This window comes from Ruegeria sp. AL1 (assembly GCF_056540905.1).
The window spans coordinates 294881-312261 of record NZ_JBQFXP010000003.1; the positions used below are offsets into that span (position 1 = coordinate 294881).

General features: G+C 59.1%; 17 protein-coding genes. 5 read left to right on the top strand and 12 right to left on the bottom strand.

Annotated features, from left to right (window positions below):
• Nucleotides 1-42 precede the first annotated feature (42 nt).
• Genes ACRZ9X_RS06905 through ACRZ9X_RS06915 form a run of 3 tightly spaced genes read left to right on the top strand, consistent with a single transcriptional unit; the run spans nt 43 to nt 3400 of the window.
• Nucleotides 43-1116: an AI-2E family transporter gene (locus ACRZ9X_RS06905; protein ID WP_480517146.1), complete on the top strand. Its 1074-nt coding sequence runs from the start codon at nt 43-45 to the stop codon at nt 1114-1116.
• Entirely contained in the window at nt 1117-1806 is a 690-nt protein-coding gene (locus ACRZ9X_RS06910) for a P-loop NTPase family protein (protein ID WP_480517148.1), read from the top strand.
• 49 nt (nt 1807-1855) lie between these two features.
• Entirely contained in the window at nt 1856-3400 is a 1545-nt protein-coding gene (locus tag ACRZ9X_RS06915; RefSeq protein WP_480517150.1) for a Ppx/GppA family phosphatase, read from the top strand.
• On the opposite strand, the gene ACRZ9X_RS06920 is transcribed toward ACRZ9X_RS06915, so the two are convergent.
• The 7 genes from ACRZ9X_RS06920 to ACRZ9X_RS06950 all read right to left on the bottom strand — a co-directional run bounded on the left by ACRZ9X_RS06920 (nt 3401) and on the right by ACRZ9X_RS06950 (nt 9751).
• Nucleotides 3401-3670, bottom strand: coding sequence for a hypothetical protein (locus ACRZ9X_RS06920; RefSeq protein WP_480517152.1), 270 nt, complete (start codon nt 3668-3670; stop codon nt 3401-3403).
• Nucleotides 3671-3810: 140 nt separating this feature from the next.
• Nucleotides 3811-4824, bottom strand: a complete 1014-nt coding sequence (locus ACRZ9X_RS06925; RefSeq protein WP_480517154.1) for an endonuclease/exonuclease/phosphatase family protein — start codon at nt 4822-4824, stop codon at nt 3811-3813.
• Nucleotides 4825-4828: 4 nt separating this feature from the next.
• Nucleotides 4829-5509, bottom strand: coding sequence for a TerB family tellurite resistance protein (locus ACRZ9X_RS06930; protein ID WP_480517156.1), 681 nt, complete (start codon nt 5507-5509; stop codon nt 4829-4831).
• Between the two features lie 45 nt (nt 5510-5554).
• Nucleotides 5555-6043, bottom strand: a complete 489-nt coding sequence (locus tag ACRZ9X_RS06935; RefSeq protein WP_480517158.1) for an N-acetyltransferase family protein — start codon at nt 6041-6043, stop codon at nt 5555-5557.
• Nucleotides 6040-6642 (bottom strand): VOC family protein, encoded by a 603-nt coding sequence (locus ACRZ9X_RS06940; RefSeq protein ID WP_480517160.1) that lies wholly within the window; start codon nt 6640-6642, stop codon nt 6040-6042. Before ACRZ9X_RS06940 ends, ACRZ9X_RS06935 begins: the two co-directional genes overlap by 4 nt.
• A gap of 137 nt (nt 6643-6779) precedes the next feature.
• Nucleotides 6780-8906, bottom strand: coding sequence for a methylmalonyl-CoA mutase (gene scpA / locus ACRZ9X_RS06945; protein ID WP_480517162.1), 2127 nt, complete (start codon nt 8904-8906; stop codon nt 6780-6782).
• Complete coding sequence (locus ACRZ9X_RS06950) at nt 8903-9751, bottom strand: hypothetical protein (protein WP_480517164.1); 849 nt, start codon at nt 9749-9751, stop codon at nt 8903-8905. The genes scpA and ACRZ9X_RS06950 overlap by 4 nt, the downstream gene beginning before the upstream one ends.
• Before the next feature lie 126 nt (nt 9752-9877).
• Here ACRZ9X_RS06950 and ACRZ9X_RS06955 point away from each other — a divergent pair, with 126 nt between their 5' ends.
• On the top strand, nt 9878-10324 hold the full coding sequence (locus tag ACRZ9X_RS06955) for a DUF4174 domain-containing protein (protein WP_480517166.1): 447 nt from the start codon (nt 9878-9880) through the stop codon (nt 10322-10324).
• 76 nt (nt 10325-10400) lie between these two features.
• Here the strand turns inward: ACRZ9X_RS06955 and ACRZ9X_RS06960 are convergent, their stop codons facing one another.
• Together ACRZ9X_RS06960 and ACRZ9X_RS06965 are read right to left on the bottom strand one after the other, a co-directional pair.
• Entirely contained in the window at nt 10401-12446 is a 2046-nt protein-coding gene (locus tag ACRZ9X_RS06960; protein WP_480517168.1) for an acetyl-CoA carboxylase biotin carboxylase subunit, read from the bottom strand.
• Nucleotides 12428-13360, bottom strand: coding sequence for a hypothetical protein (locus ACRZ9X_RS06965; protein ID WP_480517170.1), 933 nt, complete (start codon nt 13358-13360; stop codon nt 12428-12430). The genes ACRZ9X_RS06960 and ACRZ9X_RS06965 overlap by 19 nt, the downstream gene beginning before the upstream one ends.
• 54 nt (nt 13361-13414) lie before the next feature.
• Here ACRZ9X_RS06965 and ACRZ9X_RS06970 point away from each other — a divergent pair, with 54 nt between their 5' ends.
• Entirely contained in the window at nt 13415-14566 is a 1152-nt protein-coding gene (locus ACRZ9X_RS06970; RefSeq protein WP_480517172.1) for a DcaP family trimeric outer membrane transporter, read from the top strand.
• An 86-nt stretch (nt 14567-14652) separates the two neighbouring features.
• Here the strand turns inward: ACRZ9X_RS06970 and ACRZ9X_RS06975 are convergent, their stop codons facing one another.
• The 3 genes from ACRZ9X_RS06975 to ACRZ9X_RS06985 all read right to left on the bottom strand — a co-directional run bounded on the left by ACRZ9X_RS06975 (nt 14653) and on the right by ACRZ9X_RS06985 (nt 17256).
• Nucleotides 14653-15006: a hypothetical protein gene (locus tag ACRZ9X_RS06975; protein ID WP_480517174.1), complete on the bottom strand. Its 354-nt coding sequence runs from the start codon at nt 15004-15006 to the stop codon at nt 14653-14655.
• A 121-nt stretch (nt 15007-15127) separates the two neighbouring features.
• Complete coding sequence (locus ACRZ9X_RS06980; protein ID WP_480517176.1) at nt 15128-15613, bottom strand: DUF6497 family protein; 486 nt, start codon at nt 15611-15613, stop codon at nt 15128-15130.
• A gap of 110 nt (nt 15614-15723) precedes the next feature.
• Complete coding sequence (locus tag ACRZ9X_RS06985; RefSeq protein ID WP_480517178.1) at nt 15724-17256, bottom strand: acyl-CoA carboxylase subunit beta; 1533 nt, start codon at nt 17254-17256, stop codon at nt 15724-15726.
• Nucleotides 17257-17381: the final 125 nt, after the last annotated feature.

The window sequence follows — 17381 nt, forward strand, 5'->3', positions numbered from 1 at the left end:
GGGCCAAGAACACGGCAACGCTGTGCAACAAGGGAATGCGCCATGGCCTTGCCGGTAAAGGACCAGCTTCGATATTGGGGCGTCACTGCCGCGGTCTTTGTGGTGCTTCTGTACCTGCTGGGTGACGTTCTGTTGCCCTTTGTGATCGGTGGGGCCATCGCCTATTTCCTCGACCCTGTGGCCGACCGCCTGGAACGGCTGGGCCTTTCGCGCATGGCTGCAACCGGGATCATCACGGTCGTCGGTGTCTTGGGCTTTGTTCTGATGATCTTGATGGTGGTGCCTGCACTGATCACCCAGTTGCTGGACCTGATCGACATCTTGCCAAGCCTATTCAAACAATTACGTACCTTTGTTGAAACGCAGTTCCCATCGCTTCTGGACCGCGAATCCAACACGCATCAGATGCTGGTCTCTTTCGGAGATACGCTGAAATCCAAAACCGGTGACGTGCTGCAAGGCGTCCTGGCCTCGCTCGGCTCAGCCATCAACGTGGTCGTGCTGCTGGTCATCGTGCCGGTTGTCGCGGTTTATATGCTGATGGACTGGGACCGCATGATCGCCCGCATCGGAGAGCTGCTGCCCCGCGATCACGCCCCCACGATCAAGCGTCTGGCCGGTGAGATCGACGCGGTTCTGGCCTCATTCGTGCGCGGCATGGGCACGGTCTGCCTGATCCTCGGCACCTATTATGCCGTGGCGCTAATGCTGGTCGGTCTGCAATTCGGCCTGATCGTCGGCTTCATCGCCGGGCTGGTGACCTTCATCCCCTATCTGGGCGCGCTGATCGGGGGCACTCTGGCCATCGGGCTGGCGCTGTTCCAGTTCTGGGGCGACTGGGCACATGTGGGCATGGTCGCGGGCATCTTTGTTATCGGACAGGTGACCGAGGGCAACTTCCTCACCCCGAAACTGGTCGGCAGTTCAGTGGGCCTGCATCCGGTTTGGTTGCTGCTGGCGCTGTCAGTGTTTGGCGCACTGTTCGGGTTTGTCGGCATGCTGGTCGCGGTGCCTGTCGCCGCCGCCTTAGGTGTTCTGGCGCGGTTTGCGACTTCGCAATACCTTGGCAGCCGGCTTTACACCGGCTTGGAAGGCTCGCAGCAGGACAGCGAATAAATGCCCACCCAGCTGAGCTTTGATCTGCCTTCAAAAACCGCATTGGGGCGCGAAGATTTCTTTGTCTCACCCGCAAACGCGCTGGCTGTGGCGATGATCTCGGCCACGTCGTGGCCCGGCAACAAGCTGGTGCTCAGTGGGCCCGCAGGTTCAGGCAAGACGCATCTGGCTCATGTCTGGGCCGCCGAAACTGGCGGGCGGATCGTGCAGGCGGCGACACTGCGACACGAGGATGTACCCGATCTGGTCCGTGGACCCGTTGCCGTCGAAGACGTACCGTTGATCGCATCTGACACCGAGCAGCAGAAAACCCTGTTTCACCTGCACAATCTGGTGCTTGCCGAAAGGCATGCATTGCTGATGACGGGGCGCGCCTCTCCGAACCTTTGGCATCTGCCTCTGGCCGATCTGCAAAGCCGGGTCGATGGTGCGCATCATGTTGCGCTGGATGGACCCGATGATGCGCTGTTGGGCGCTGTGCTGGCGAAACTGTTTCTGGACCGCCAGCTTAGTCCGCCCCCCGATGTCATCGCCTATCTGGTGAAACACATGGAGCGCAGTTTTGAAACTGCCGCAGCGGTGGTCGGCCAACTTGACCGATTGGCGCTAACCGAGAAACGAGACATCACACGCGCCCTCGCTGTTCGCGTTCTGAAGACGTCGCCCACCAATTCCGTTCGCGGCGATTGACCGGGTATCTTTCATTGCGCATCCTGAGCCACAAGTAACTGGAAGCCACATGGAACAGACCATCCAGACGAAACCCCATGACTATGGGCCCTTCGGAAAACCGCTGGTCGACGATCCCGGTGCGCGGGCCTTGTCGCGGGTTGGTGTCGTGGATGTGGGATCGAACTCGGTCCGCATGGTCATCTTTGACGGGGCCGCGCGGTCACCCGCCTATTTCTACAACGAAAAGGTCATGTGCGAGTTGGGGGCCGGTCTCTCGGAAACCGGGCGGCTGAACCCGCGCGGACGCGAACGCGCGCTGGCCGCAATCCAGCGGTTTCAATTCCTGGCCCGCGATATCGGCCTTCCGGCCCTGCACGCCGTAGCCACTGCGGCAGTGCGTGAAGCGCAGGACGGCCCGGAATTCTGCGATCAGGTTCAGGCCGAAACAGGCCTGGCGATCAACGTCGTCAATGGAGAAGAAGAGGCGCGCCTGTCTGCACAAGGCGTGTTGCTGGGCTGGCCCGGCGCTTATGGCCTGATCTGCGATATCGGCGGGTCTTCGGTCGAGTTGGCCGAGATCGGAGACGGCGAGGTGGGCCGCCGCATGACCTCGCCTCTCGGGCCCTTGAAACTGCGGGACATCAAGGGCGGTCGCCGGGCGCGCAAGGCGCATATCAAGAAGACTTTGGAAGATATGCGGGACCAATTGGGCCCACAACGTGACCGACTGTTTCTGGTTGGTGGCAGCTGGCGCGCCTTTGCGCGTATCGACATGCTGCGACGGGACTATCCACTGAACGTTCTGCACGAATACCGAATGTCGCATAAGCAGGTGCAGGAAACCATCAAGTTTATCGAGCAAAGCGACCCGGACAAACTGCGCAGTCAGGCGGGGGTCTCGGGTTCACGCATGGCGCTGATCCCTTACGCGATGGACGTTCTTTCGCGCCTGATCCGAACGTTCAAACCCAAGGATATCGCAATTTCAAGCTATGGTATCCGCGAAGGCCTTTTGTACCAGCAGATGCCGCAACATCTGCGCGACCGCGATCCGCTGATCGAAGCCAGCCGCTTTGCCGAGGCCAAGGACGCCAGATTGCCAGGCTTTGGCAAACATCTGTTCGATTTCGTGATGCCCTTGTTCAAGTCCGCCCCGCCGCAAAAAGTTCGGCTGATCAAAGCAGCATGTCTGCTGCACGATGTCAGCTGGCGCGCGCATCCCGATTATCGTGCCGAAGTGTGTTTTGAGAACGTCACCCGGGCCAATATGAGCGGGCTGAAGCACTCTGAACGTGTCTTTATCGGCCTTGCCCTGCAACATCGCTATCGTAACAAGCGCGAGGGCGCCCGGTTTGCCGGTCTTTACGAATTGCTGGACGAGCGCGGGCAGACCCAGGCCGAAATCCTGGGCAAGGCCATGCGATTCGGAGCCATGCTGTGGATGCAAAGCGACGCCCCCATGGGGTCGCTCAGGTTCTACCCGAAGAAACACGCGCTGGAACTGCGCCTGCCCAAAGCCGCAAAACCTTTGTTCAACGAGGTGGCCGAGGCCCGGTTCAACTCTCTTGCCACCGCGTTGAGATCCGAACCCCGCGTTATTATCCGCGGCTGATCAGATATCAGTGTACCCGTCGGGCGTCTCTGCCGTATCTGGGTCATCTGGCGTTTCCGGCAGAGGTTTCTTGCGGATGATGATATCGCCATTGGGCAACATCTCGGGGGCCGCGTAGCGGCTCCAATCCTGCACCTGAGCCGCCAGATCGGCCAGCGCGGGACCCATCTCTTCGATGAAAGACTGCATTGCCGGGCCAAATTGATCGGACAGGTCTTGCAAATCCTCCAAGGTCGGCGCCATCTCCTGACGCAGCCCTTCCAGAAACAACTCGGCCCCCCCGCTCCATCAGGGATTTTCCCGAGTCGTCCTGCGCTTGGGCAGGGAATGCGGTCACGGCACAGGCCGCGCACAGGATCAGAACATGTCGCATGGGTTGAATATAAGGCACGTGCAACAGCGTTGAAAGGTCACAGATCAATGTCCAGCGTGACAGGAAAATGATCCGAAGCCATCAAAAGCGCATCACGCAATTCAGGGTTCGACCAACAGGCGGCATCGCGAAACGGATGCCAGATGCGCCATTTCGGCAAACGGCCCCGCAAATCTTCGGTGATCATGATGTAGTCCAGCAGCGCTTCCAGAAACCGGCCCTCTTCCGGCTTGGCGAATCGGGCTGTTGCCGGCAGTGACCTCGGGCGCGGCCCGAACGCACGAGCGGCATGCGGATCATAGAGCCCCGCCTGCAACAAGATTTCGACCGATGAGCGTCCGAACAAATGCTCGAACTCATCCAGGCCTGGCCCATCATTCAGATCTCCCATCAAGATCACTGGGTCTTTTACGGCAATATGCCCCCCGACCCGGCGCGCCAGCCAAACGGCTTGCGCCAGTTGTTTACGCCGGTTGGCGATCGAAATCCGTATCGCCTCGTCCCGCGATGCCGCACCATGCGGAGCCTTGGACTTCAGATGCGCCCCGATCAGTCGAAACGCCGTCCCCGAGGCTGTCTCGACCGCCAGTTCCAGCGGTGGCTTCGAGAACCGAACCAGGTCCTCCTTCGCGTCGACGTCCAGATCAATCCGAAATGTTCCGTCAAATCGCGGCGCATCCGGGCTGCCTGCGTCCGAGGTCGCTTCGCCCACCGGAACATGCCGCGCGGTCAGGCTGGTCGGATCAAAAAGCAACGCCAGTTCCTGATGCGTGTCATTGGCAAACCCCATAACCGCATGAGAGGTCCTCAGATCAAACGCGTCGGCAAAGCGCTGCAAAGCCCGCACTGTATTCTGTGTTTTTCCTGTATTGGGCGCTTCGACCACCAGAACTGCATCCGCGTCAAGGGCGGTCAGAACCTTGGCAATCGCCTCAAGTTGCTGAAGTTTCGTGACATCACGCCGACCTGACCAGCTGTCATCCGCAATCAACCGATCCTCGCGATCAAACAGGTTGGCGAACCATTCGATATTGTAGGTCGCCAGCCGCATCCCGTCAGGCCTGCGCGCCCTTTATTTCATCCCAGGCGCGGTTGATGTCGATCATCTTCTTTTCCGCCAGACGGATCGCCTCTTCCGGTACGCCCCTTGCCATCATCGAATCGGGGTGTGTATCGCGCACCAATTGTCGCCAGACCTTGCGGATATCGGGCAGCGCCATGTCACGTGGCACTCCCAGAACCGTATAAGGGTCTTTGGGCGCATCCGGTACGAACCGAGCGCGAAGCGCCTGAAACTGGGCATCGGTCTGGCCGAAAATCCTGCTGACCTCCTCCAGAAACTGGTTTTCATTCGGATGATAGAACCCGTCCGCCATGGCGATGTGAAACAGACCTTCCATCAGATCGCACAAGGTGGTGCTGTCATCGGCAAACATGCGGGCGATCTTGCGGGCATAGTCATCGTACCCGGCCACATCCGTACGGGCCATATCAAAGACACGCGCCGCGCCTGCCTCGTCCTCCTGGGCGATCTGAAAAACCTCACGAAAGGCCGTGACTTCGTCGCGCGTCACTTGCCCATCGGCCTTGGCCATTTTCGCACCCAGCGCAATCACTGCGATCGCAAACGCGACCGAGCGTTCCGGAGGTGTCCGCAGCTTCTCAAAAACGGCGGCCAGGCTTTCGCCCTGGGCAAGCGCACTCAACGCATCGGATATTCGGGTCCAGATCGACATAGGGGCACCCTAACGCCGTAAAGACCGACTGTCAGGTGCGACCAATCACTCCGGCCCAAGAATTTTCTGCATCAGCACAAGATCCAGCCGTTTGCCCCATTTCACGCCAACTTCAGGCAAATGACCAACCTTGCTGAACCCCATCGCTGCATGAAAGTCCACCGCCACCGGATTGGCCGAGGAGATGCCTGCCACAAGCACATGTACGGCCTCACGCCGCGCGATGTCTTCCAAATCGGTCATCAAAGCACGGCCCGCACCCTGCCCTCGCGCCACGGGCATCAATTGGATCGAATGTTCGCGGCACTGCGCATAACCCGGTCCTGATCTGAACGGCCCATAGGATGCAAACCCCACGACCCGACCGGCATCCTCTGCCACCAGAAACGCGGCCCCCCGCGCTTTGATATCCAGACCGATACTGTCAACCGAACGTTCATCCGTCGTAAAGGTGACCAGAGTGTCCCGTATGATCTGATTGGTGATCCGGGCGATCGCGTCCGCATCCCCACCGCGTGCCTGTCGGATGATCATTCCAGAACGCGCGGACCATGCGGCGTATCGAACTCGGCCCGCAAAGCGGCTGGTCCGGTGTCGAATACCACGCGCTCCAATGCGCCCAACTGGGCTGCCAAGTCCAAAGCATCGGGATGGAAAACAACAAGCCGACGCAGCCCGCATCCGCTATCCTGCAACATCCGGGCGGGATGCAGATCCCCCTGCCACTGAATAAGCGCCGGAAACAGGTTGTCGAACGGTAGCCGACCATTCGGCGGGACTGCCATACGCCACCGCAAAGCGCCCCGCGTCAGATCGATAGGATGCCCGACCCCGTCCGGAAAGACAGACAACGCGGCCTCGATATCCGGAACGCGGCAAATCCAGTTGGTCAGGCGCGGTGACCCCTCGAATCGATCCAGATCGAACCACCGGGTACGTTCGGGGTTCGGTGCCTCAGGATCAATGGCAATCGCTTCCAGATACAACCCGTCGCGCAGACCCAACAAACGGTTATGCGTACCGAATGTCTCATGCTTGCCGCCAGCCTGCAGCCGGACCCCAAGCGCGTCTTCAACATGCGCCGTAGCCTCTTCCAACGTGGCCCCGGCCACAGCAATATGATCCAATTCCATCGCACCCTCCATTCCCGGCAGCCTACCTGCAGCAAAAAAGGGCGCAAGCCCAAGCCGCGCCCTTCTTCTGTTTGAAAATACCTTCGGGGGTGAATTTGCCGTCAGGCAAAGAGGGGGCAGACAGCCCCCTGCCCGCCTTACGCCCGCGCCGCGCCAATGAGGCCCAGAATATCCTGAGCCGCCTCGGGAATATTCGTCCCCGGACCAAAGATCGCCTTGACCCCATGATCATACAGGAACTGATAATCCTGCTGCGGGATGACGCCACCGCAGATCACGATGATGTCCTCGGCTTCTGCCTTCTTCAGCTCTTCGACCAGTTGAGGTGCCAGCGTCTTGTGCCCTGCCGCCTGAGACGAGATTCCAATGACATGAACGTCATTGTCCACCGCATCCTGCGCGGCCTCGGCCGGGGTCTGGAACAAGGGACCGACATCCACGTCAAAGCCGATATCGGCAAAGGCAGTCGCGATGACCTTGGCCCCACGGTCATGCCCATCCTGACCCATCTTGACCACCAGCAGACGCGGGCGGCGGCCTTCGGCTTCGGCGAAATCCTCGATGGATTTCTGAATGGCGGCAAACCCTTCGTCGCCCTCATATGCCGCACCATAGACACCGGCCAGCGTTTTCACCTCGGCGCGGTGGCGGCCGAATTCTTTCTCCATTGCCATGCTGATCTCTCCTACGGATGCGCGGGCGCGAGCTGCTTCGACAGCAGCAGCCAGCAGGTTGCCACCCTCGCGGGCGGTGGTGGTCAGCGCGTCAAGTGCGGCCTGACATGCGGCTTCGTCCCGGGTCGCGCGAATGCGCTCCAACCGCGCCACCTGCGCCTCACGCACCGCGACATTGTCGACGTCCAGAATGTCGATCGGGTCTTCCTGTTCCTTGCGGTATTTGTTGACGCCAACGATCACTTCGTCACCACGGTCGATCATCGCCTGACGACGGGCCGCGCTTTCTTCGATCCGCAGCTTGGGCATTCCGCTGGCAACCGCCTTGGTCATGCCGCCCATCTCCTCGACCTCTTCCATCAAGGCCCAGGCTTTTTCGACCAGTTCATTGGTCAGGCTTTCGATGTAATAAGAGCCCGCCAGCGGATCGACCACGTCAGTCACACCGGTCTCTTCCTGCAGCACCAGCTGCGTGTTCCGCGCGATGCGGGCCGAGAAATCGGTGGGCAGGGCAATCGCCTCATCCAGCGCGTTCGTATGCAGCGACTGGGTGCCGCCCAGAACCGCGCTCATCGCTTCATAGGCGGTACGGATGACGTTGTTATAGGGGTCTTGTTCCTGCAGGCTGACGCCCGAGGTCTGGCAGTGCGTCCGCAACATCTTGGAGCGTTCGGATTTCGCCCCGAAATCCGTCATCACCCTGTGCCACAGCGTGCGCGCGGCACGCAGCTTGGCGATTTCCATGAAGAAGTTCATGCCGATGGCGAAGAAAAAGGACAGACGGCCAGCGAACTTGTCCACGTCCATCCCGGCCTGTGTCGCGGCGCGCACATATTCGCGCCCGTCCGCCAGCGTATAGGCCAGCTCCTGCACAAGGTTCGCCCCGGCCTCTTGCATGTGATAGCCCGAGATCGAGATCGAATTGAACTTGGGCATCTCGTTCGAGGTGTAATCGATAATGTCCGAGATGATCTTCATTGATGGTTCAGGCGGGTAGATATAGGTGTTGCGCACCATGAATTCTTTCAGAATGTCATTCTGAATGGTGCCCGACAGAACCGATTTGTCATGGCCCTGCTCTTCGCCCGCTACAATGAAGCTTGCCAGAATCGGGATCACTGCGCCGTTCATCGTCATCGAGACCGAGACCTTGTCCAGCGGGATACCGTCAAACAGGATTTTCATGTCCTCGACACTGTCAATAGCCACACCGGCCTTGCCCACATCGCCGACAACACGGGGATGGTCGCTGTCATAACCCCGATGGGTCGCCAGATCGAAGGCGACTGACACGCCCTGCTGACCGGCGGCCAGATTGCGGCGGTAGAAGGCGTTCGATTCCTCGGCCGTGGAAAAGCCCGCATACTGACGGATCGTCCACGGACGCCCCGCATACATCGTGGCCTTAACCCCGCGTGTGAACGGACCAAACCCCGGCAACGATCCCATATGCGGCAGATCGGCGGTGTCTTCCTGCGTATAAAGCGGTTTGACATCGATGCCTTCCAGCGTCTCTTTGGTCAGATCGCCCAACGGGCGTCCGCGCAGCTCTTTCTCAGCCAGCGCGCGCCAATCCTTCGTATCGGTCATGTCGGTTTCCTTTGTTCCATTCGGACTTCGGCGGGCGCAAACCCGCAATCTTCGGTTTTTGTATTGCACATCAGTTCGGCCACCCCATCAGCACCCGCTGCAAGCCAGGCCAGATCATCGGCATAACCCGCCCACAGCTTCATCACCTGCGCAGGATTCAGACCATGAGGCGCAGGCTCGGGCGCGCCGTTCAACGACGCATTATCATCGCGGCCAGTGACGGGACGGTTCAAAAGCATCTCAAGTTGCGTCTGCGGGTGTCCTGCGAATTCTTCAAACGGCAGCACAAGCAGAGGCACGTCGGGAAACGCACGACCCAGCTCGGTAATCACGTTGCGCCAACTGCGTCGGGACTTTGCGATGCGCGTCCAGCGTGCGGGATCGATCGGCGCGCCGCCTCGTTTGTGCAGATAGGCCGCAACTGATGTCCAATAACTGTCCAGCGCCCGGATGTTCAGACCGATTCTGGTCACCCGGCCTGCAAATGCGCGCGCCAAAATTTGTCCACGCTCCTCAACGCTGGGGTAAAGGCAGGCATAACCAACGTTGCGCTGCATCGAGCCCACAAAGTTTTCCTGACTGATCAGAAGTTGTGTGGCCCCCGATCGCGCGCATTCATCCAATTCTTTCCGCAGCGCCGACTGGATGTCAGGTGTCAGCTGATCGAGACTGTTCAGACCATTTTTTCGAGTACGCGGCGGCCCCCAATACGCCACACCCTGCGCTTTCAGCGCCCGTGCATTGGTGCTCAGGTAATTCTGGAAACTGGTGGTCGCGCAGCGATGCGCGCCGCAATGCAGGATCACTTCCATCTGCGCACCCCATTGCGTCGAGGCCAGATGCAATCTGCGCGCCTAACTGCGCCTGGCTCCATGGCTGTCGCTTCCGCACGCATATTTTTGAAGCCCACCTGCAAATCGCATGTCGCATTCATCGGCACAGGGGCTATATTCAACGTGACAGGAGACCTCATGACACGCTTGATTGGCATTATTTTCTCGTCACTTATGCCACTGGCCGCACTGGCTGCAGATGGCGCTGCACCAGCCGAGGATGCATTTGTACGCCCTGCGGGGGATAGCGAGTTGAGCGAGTTTCTGTGGGTCAGCCGCCCCATTGTTGTCTTTGCCGATACCCCCGCTGACCCACGTTTCCAGCAGCAGATCGACATGCTTTTGCAGGGCGAAGAGGCGATGCGTGATCGTGACGTGATCGTGCTGACCGATACTGACCCGGCCGCTCGATCCCCGATCCGGTCGCAGTTACGCCCGCGCGGTTTCCAGATGGTGTTTGTCGACAAGGACGGCGTGGTCAAACTGCGCAAACCCTCGCCCTGGAGCGTGCGCGAGATTGGCAGGTCAATCGACAAGACCCCTCTGCGCGAACGCGAGATCCGCGAACGGCGCCAAGGCGGCTGAACGTTTCCGCCACGTATTGCGCCTCCGGCGTCTATAGCCGGAGACCCAACAAGATATGACGAAAACGCGGTCATGGTCACTCGAATTCCATGATCACATCATCGACTGCCAAACTGTCGCCCGGTGCCGCGTTGATCTTGGACACAGTGCCTTTCTTTTCGGCACGCAGGATGTTTTCCATCTTCATCGCCTCGACGGTGCACAGCGCCTGCCCTTCCTGCACTTCCTGGCCCACTTCAACGTCAACCTTCACGATCAGACCGGGCATCGGACAAAGCAGCATTTTCGAGGTGTCGGGGGGCAGTTTTTCCGGCATCAATCTTGCCAGCTCCGCCTGACGCGGGGTGCGTACGTGCACTTTCATATCCGCACCCCGGTTGCGGATGCGGAACCCGCCCGAGACCTTGCCAACCTTCAGGACCAGCGGGCTGCCATCTACGTCCAGAACCGCCAGCTGATCCCCCGGTGTCCAGTCCGAGGTCACGCGCGTCGCGGTACCGTCGGAAAACGTCACGGTCGATCCATCGCGATCCGCGTCCACTCCGACCTCAAACTCCTGCCCCTGCAAGGTCACAACCCAGTCCGAGCCCACCTTGCGTTCGTGATTGTCCATCCGACCCGACACGCGGGTCCGGCGAATCTCGGCAACCCGGTGCATCGCCGCGCACGAGGCCGCGATGCGACGCAGGTTACCCTCGGGCAATTCGACGCCCTCAAACCCATCGGGATATTCCTCGGCGATGAAGGCGGTGGTCATGTCGCCCTTGATGAAAATCGGATGGTCCATCACCGCCGACAGGAAGGGCAGGTTGTGACCGATGCCTTCGACCTCAAAACTGTCCAGCGCCACGCGCATCGCTTCGATCGCCTGATCACGGGTCGGGGCCCATGTGCAGAGCTTGGCAATCATCGGGTCGTAATACATGCTGATCTCGCCGCCCTCATAGACGCCGGTATCGTTGCGCACCGCCGCAGGCCCTTCGGGCGCATCGCCCTGCCATTTGCCATTGACCAGCATTGGGCCAGCGGCAGTTTCCTGCGGCGGGCGATAGCGGGTCAGGCGACCGATTGAGGGCAGGAAGCCACGATACGGGTCCTCGGCATAGAGACGGTTTTCGATGGCCCAACCGGTCAGGGTCACATCGTCCTGTGTGATGGTCAGCTTCTCACCCGCCGCCACCCGGATCATCTGTTCCACCAGATCAACACCGGTGATCAGCTCGGTCACCGGGTGCTCCACCTGCAAACGGGTGTTCATTTCGAGGAAGTAAAAGTTCTTCTCACCATCAACGATGAATTCCACGGTCCCAGCGCTGGCATAGTTCACGGCCTTGGCCAAGGCGACCGCCTGTTCGCCCATGGCCTTACGGGTTTCAGGATCGAGAAACGGCGACGGGGCCTCTTCCACAACCTTCTGGTTCCGGCGTTGGATCGAACATTCGCGCTCGCCCAGATAGATGCCGTTGCCGTGGCTGTCGCAAAGGACCTGAATTTCGATATGACGGGGTTGGGTCACGAATTTCTCGATGAAAATCCGGTCATCGCCAAAGGAATTCGCAGCCTCGTTCTTGGACGACTGGAACCCCTCGCGCGCCTCGTCATCGTTCCACGCGATCCGCATGCCTTTACCACCGCCCCCGGCGCTGGCCTTGATCATCACGGGATAACCGATCTCGTTCGAGATTTTCACGGCCTCATCGGCGTCCTCGATCAGACCCATATAGCCGGGCACGGTCGAAACCCCTGCATCCTGCGCGATCTTCTTCGAGGTAATTTTGTCGCCCATGCTTTCGATCGCGCCCACCGGCGGGCCGACAAAGGCGACGCCTTCGGCATCCAGCGCCTCGGCAAATTTCGAATTCTCGGACAAGAAGCCATAGCCGGGATGCACCGCCTGCGCCCCGCTTTGGCGGATTGCGTCCATCACCTTGTCGATCACAATATAGGACTGGTTCGCGGGCGGCGGGCCGATATGCACCGCCTCATCCGCCATCGAGACATGCAGGGCATTCTTGTCCGCGTCCGAATAGATTGCGACAGTGCCGATACCCATCTTGCGGGCGGTCTTGATGACCCGGCAGGCGATCTCGCCCCGGTTGGCGATCAGGATCTTGTTGAACATGGAACGTCCTTTGTCTTGAAGTTCTGGAAACGCAAAACGCCGCCGCAGGGCGATGACCCCACGACGGCGTGATGCGCGATGACAGTTTGGGCGGTGTCCGCCCCGATAAACTCAGAGTTACCGGCAGTTACCTTGCGTCTTGCAGTACAGCACATTGCCGGCCGCGCCGACTGCTGCGCCAAACAGCGGATCGGCGCTGAGGACCGCCGCCCCAACCGCGCCCGCGCCGCCGCCAAGGATGGCCTGTTCGCCCGTGCTGTTGCCACAGGCCGCCAAGCCTGCGCAGACCGATATGGCAAGGAAAAGTTTCGAAATTCGCATGTGTTCTGCCCCTTCAGGTTTCTTGATGCCTCTGCCGCGACATGCATCAAGCGGTCATTGTTATGCAATAACAAAGGCACAAAAATCGCCGAGTGCGCGAGTTTCTGCTGCTTTTTCCACCGCTTAGAACAGAAAAACGCGGACAGGACGATGTGATCAACACAAACCTGCCCGCGCAAGGAAGGGGTACGGAATAGTAGGTGCATGCGCGACGCAGGCAAAACAGAGCCACGCAGCCCGCTCAGTCTGCATTGCACAATTCCCCGCGCCAACCATGCATTGTTTCCGATGTGATTTCCGGCTAAAACCCGCCAAAACGGCGGAATCCCGCGCAAATTTGCGCCGACGAGAAACGGCACACGAGCGTTCACAGCCGCTACTGAAACCGTCACGTTGCTGTTACATTGCCCTCTCAATTCGAGACTTCCAGCAAAGCCCACTTCACGGCCTGGAATTCGTGTCGGGATAGAAAAACGGCTTCTTTTCAGCGTTTTATTCACCAGCTTCACCGGCCCGTGAATTTGGATGTGCAAATTCACACGAATACTTGAGATTCCTCGAGCGATTTCTCTCAAATTGGTGATTTCACTCATTAACGTTTGCGTGAAACCTTGGCCGTGCAATATCGCACACAAGGGACTATCCTCATGAAAACAAAGGGTAAATACGCTCGCCTGCTTGCTGCCAGCGCGCTTTGCGCGACTGGCTTGCCTGCCTTGGCGCAAGATGCACAGACACAAGCGGAGCTTGACGCGCTGCGAGCCCGGGTTGAGGCGCTCGAAGCGTCCACACCCGGTTCCGGGACGGGTGACCTGACAGTCGGGAACACGACATTGGACGTCTATGGATACGTCAAGGCCGACTTCTTTTATGATTTCGACTTTGACCAGGGCGACACGGCGTTCGTTAACGTCGTTGGCGAACCCGCGAACGCAACCTCCGGTTCGTTTGGCGCCACGGTTCGTCAGTCGCGTATCGGTTTGAACACCAGCACGCCCAGCGGCATCGGCGACATTCGTGGCCAGATCGAGGTTGACCTGTTCGCAGCAGACGGCAATGCCGAATTCCGCCTGCGTCATGCCAACATCCGGATTGGTGATGAATGGCTGATCGGTCAGTTCTGGACCAACTTCCAGCCGCTCGACACCTACCCGACCTCGGTCGAATTCAACGGCCCGGTGGGTATCGCCTTTGCGCGTGTTCCGCAGGTTCGCTACACCAACTCGTTTGGGGCCAACACCGAGTTTGCCATCGCCATCGAGGAAAACGTCAGCGGCTCGAATTCGGAAGATCCAGTCTTTACCGCATCCGCTGAATATAATGACGGCAAGTACATCGCCCGCGGCGCGCTGCTGTACGGTAAAGCCGAAGGTGGCGGAGATGAAGTGGACCAGACTGGTCTGACCCTGTCGGGCTCGGCTCGTCTGTGGGAAGGCGGCCTGTTCCAGGTCAACTACGTGACTGGCGAGGCACTTGGCCCCTGGCTGATCGGCCTGGGTGATGCTGTCGTGGGTGGCGAAGCCAACGATGTGGACGGCTTCACAGTCGAACTGCGCCAGCAACTGACGCCCAAATGGAACGTAGGTATCGCCTACGGTTACGAAGACTACGACCTGCCGACCTCGACCGGCACACTGGCCTTCACAGAGCTTGAGACGATCCACGTCAACGCGTTCTACCAGGCAACCGACAGCCTGACACTGAGCGCCGAATACATTTATGGCGAACGGAACGACTCTCCTTCGGGGCAGGATTTCGACGCCAGCCGTATTCAGTTGGCGGCTCAGCTGAACTTCTGATGCATAAAACCGATCCCGCCCGACACAGGGCGGGATCACCCCATGTCCGGTTGCAGGTTGCGGATATGCAACGACCGGGCGCACGTTCAGCGTACCCCATCGAAAATTTCAGGAAATGAAACGCGCGCCGTCGTGACATCGATCACCAGCAGCGCATCATAGCTGGCCGGATCGAACGGGTCTTCGGCAGGTACGACTTCGCGCTCGAAAAACCAGCTCAGGCGTCCGGCATCCAGATTGCCGCGCTCAAAAGGCTGATCCCCGAAATGCTGCCACAGCGCCTCGATAAAAGCTGCGTCCGCACGACGATCAGCGGGCTTGCGATCCCGAAACCGCTCGCGTCGGGTCAGGGGTGTGACGCCCTTGGGGTTGGCGCGTCGGATGGTGAATTGAAAATCGGTGCCGGCCAGGCGTCCGGGAAATCCGCGATGCTTCAGCATGTCGGCTCCTTGTCACTGGTGTGATGTCCGAGAAAAGCGGTGCTGGTCTTGCGGACCAAACGACGCGTCCCTTTGTCAAAGCGGGTGGCGGGCAAACCCCTTTCACGAGATGCAAAAGCCATCAGAATTCCTCCCAGATGCATTGAGATTGCTCCAGCCGATAGGCTTCGAAAAACTGTGTAGCGTCGGGCGAGGATTGTCCGAATTCGACCGCACGATCCGAAAAGGAAATGATGACGCGTGCCGGGTCCAGCTCGTATTTGGCAACATAGGCGACAGCCAGGCTTTCGCACAGATGCGCCATATCAATGGTTGCAATATCATGCCCGATATAGCCCGTGGTTGAACCGATCTTGGGTGCAACAAACCGAAACCTGATCCAAAGCTCACCGGGATTGGTGTCCAGCAGGACCTCGTTCAGATGAACGGGCTGGCCAGACGGAACGGGCAGAAGGTTCTCGGTTTCGGCAAAAGCGGGTGAGCTGCAGCCCAGAACGGCCAAAATCAAGGCGCGACCCCGGACCTGCCAAAGGCAAGCTCCTCTCTCCGGGGTCGCGCGCGCCTGGCTATGGGCCTGCGCAACTCTATGTCCGATTGCTAAGCGCATTTATCAGTTCCGGCCTCAAAGTCAAATTTGCCTGCCCCTGCCCCACCCGAGGCGTCCCGAAAACCAGTGTTCAGGTCACCTCAAGCAAGACTGCGTCCGACACCGCCTGGTTAAAGCGGGATGTTGTCGTGCTTTTTCCACGGGTTCTTGAGCTGCTTGTTACGCAGGCTGGCAAAGGCGCGCGACACACGGCGGCGGGTCGATTGCGGCATGATCACCTCATCGATGAACCCACGCTCAGCGGCAACGAACGGGTTGGCGAACCGGTCTTCGTAATCCTGCGTGTGCTGCGCGATTTTTTCGGCATCGGCCAAATCGGCACGATGGATGATCTCGGTCGCGCCCTTGGCACCCATTACCGCGATCTCGGCCGTTGGCCAGGCATAGTTGAAATCCCCGCGCAGGTGCTTGGATGCCATCACATCATAGGCACCGCCATAAGCTTTACGGGTGATCACCGTGACCTTCGGTACCGTCGCTTCGCCATAGGCAAACAACAGCTTCGCGCCGTGCTTGATCACCCCGCCATATTCCTGCGATGTCCCCGGCAAAAAGCCCGGCACATCGACCAGCGTCAGGATCGGGATTTCGAAACAGTCGCAAAAGCGGACGAACCGCGCGGCTTTCCGGCTGCTGTCAATATCCAGACAACCCGCCAGAACCATCGGCTGATTGGCGACGACCCCAACCGTCTGCCCTTCAAGACGGACAAATCCGGTGATGATGTTCTTGGCGTAATCTTCCTGAATCTCGTAGAAATCCCCCTCATCCGCGATCTTGGTGATGAGTTCCTTCATGTCGTAAGGTGAGTTCGGGTTTTCCGGGATCAGCGTGTCCAGCGAGGTTTCGACCCGATCAGGCTCATCAAAAAACGGCCGTACTGGCGGCTTTTCGCGGTTGTTGAGAGGCAGGAAATCAACCAGACGGCGGACTTCGGCCAAAGCCTCGACATCGTTTTCAAACGCACCATCGGCAACCGAGGACTTTTTGGTATGGGTTGAGGCCCCGCCCAGTTCTTCGGCTGTGACGACCTCGTTGGTAACGGTTTTGACCACATCCGGGCCCGTCACGAACATGTAAGACGTGTCTTTGACCATAAAAATAAAGTCGGTCATCGCCGGGCTGTAAACCGCTCCGCCCGCACACGGCCCCATGATGACGCTGATCTGCGGCACCACGCCGGACGCCATAATATTGCGTTGGAACACTTCGGCATACCCGGCAAGCGAGGCAACACCTTCCTGAATCCGCGCCCCGCCCGAGTCGTTGATGCCGATCACCGGCGCGCCGTTCTGGATCGCCATATCCATGATCTTGCAGATCTTCTGCGCGTGGGTTTCCGACAACGAGCCGCCGAATACAGTGAAATCCTGGCTGAACACATAGACCATACGCCCATTGATCGTGCCCCAGCCCGTCACCACGCCGTCCCCTGCAGGCTTTTGGTTTTCCATGCCGAAATCCGTGCAGCGATGGCTGACAAACATGTCAAATTCTTCAAAGCTGCCTTCGTCCACCAGCAGTTCGATCCGCTCGCGCGCCGTCAGTTTGCCACGGGTGTGCTGAGCATCGATCCGCCGTTGCCCGCCACCCAGACGCGCATTGTTCCGGCGATCTTCAAGTTCGGAAAGGATGTCTTTCATGACGGTAGTCCCTTTTGAAATTTTGCCAGACCTTAGCCGCAGCACAGGCTGAGCCAAAGAACTATTCAGCAAATTTGCAAATACCTTTCGAGATTAATTTATAAAACTGCAAATTTGTTAATTAA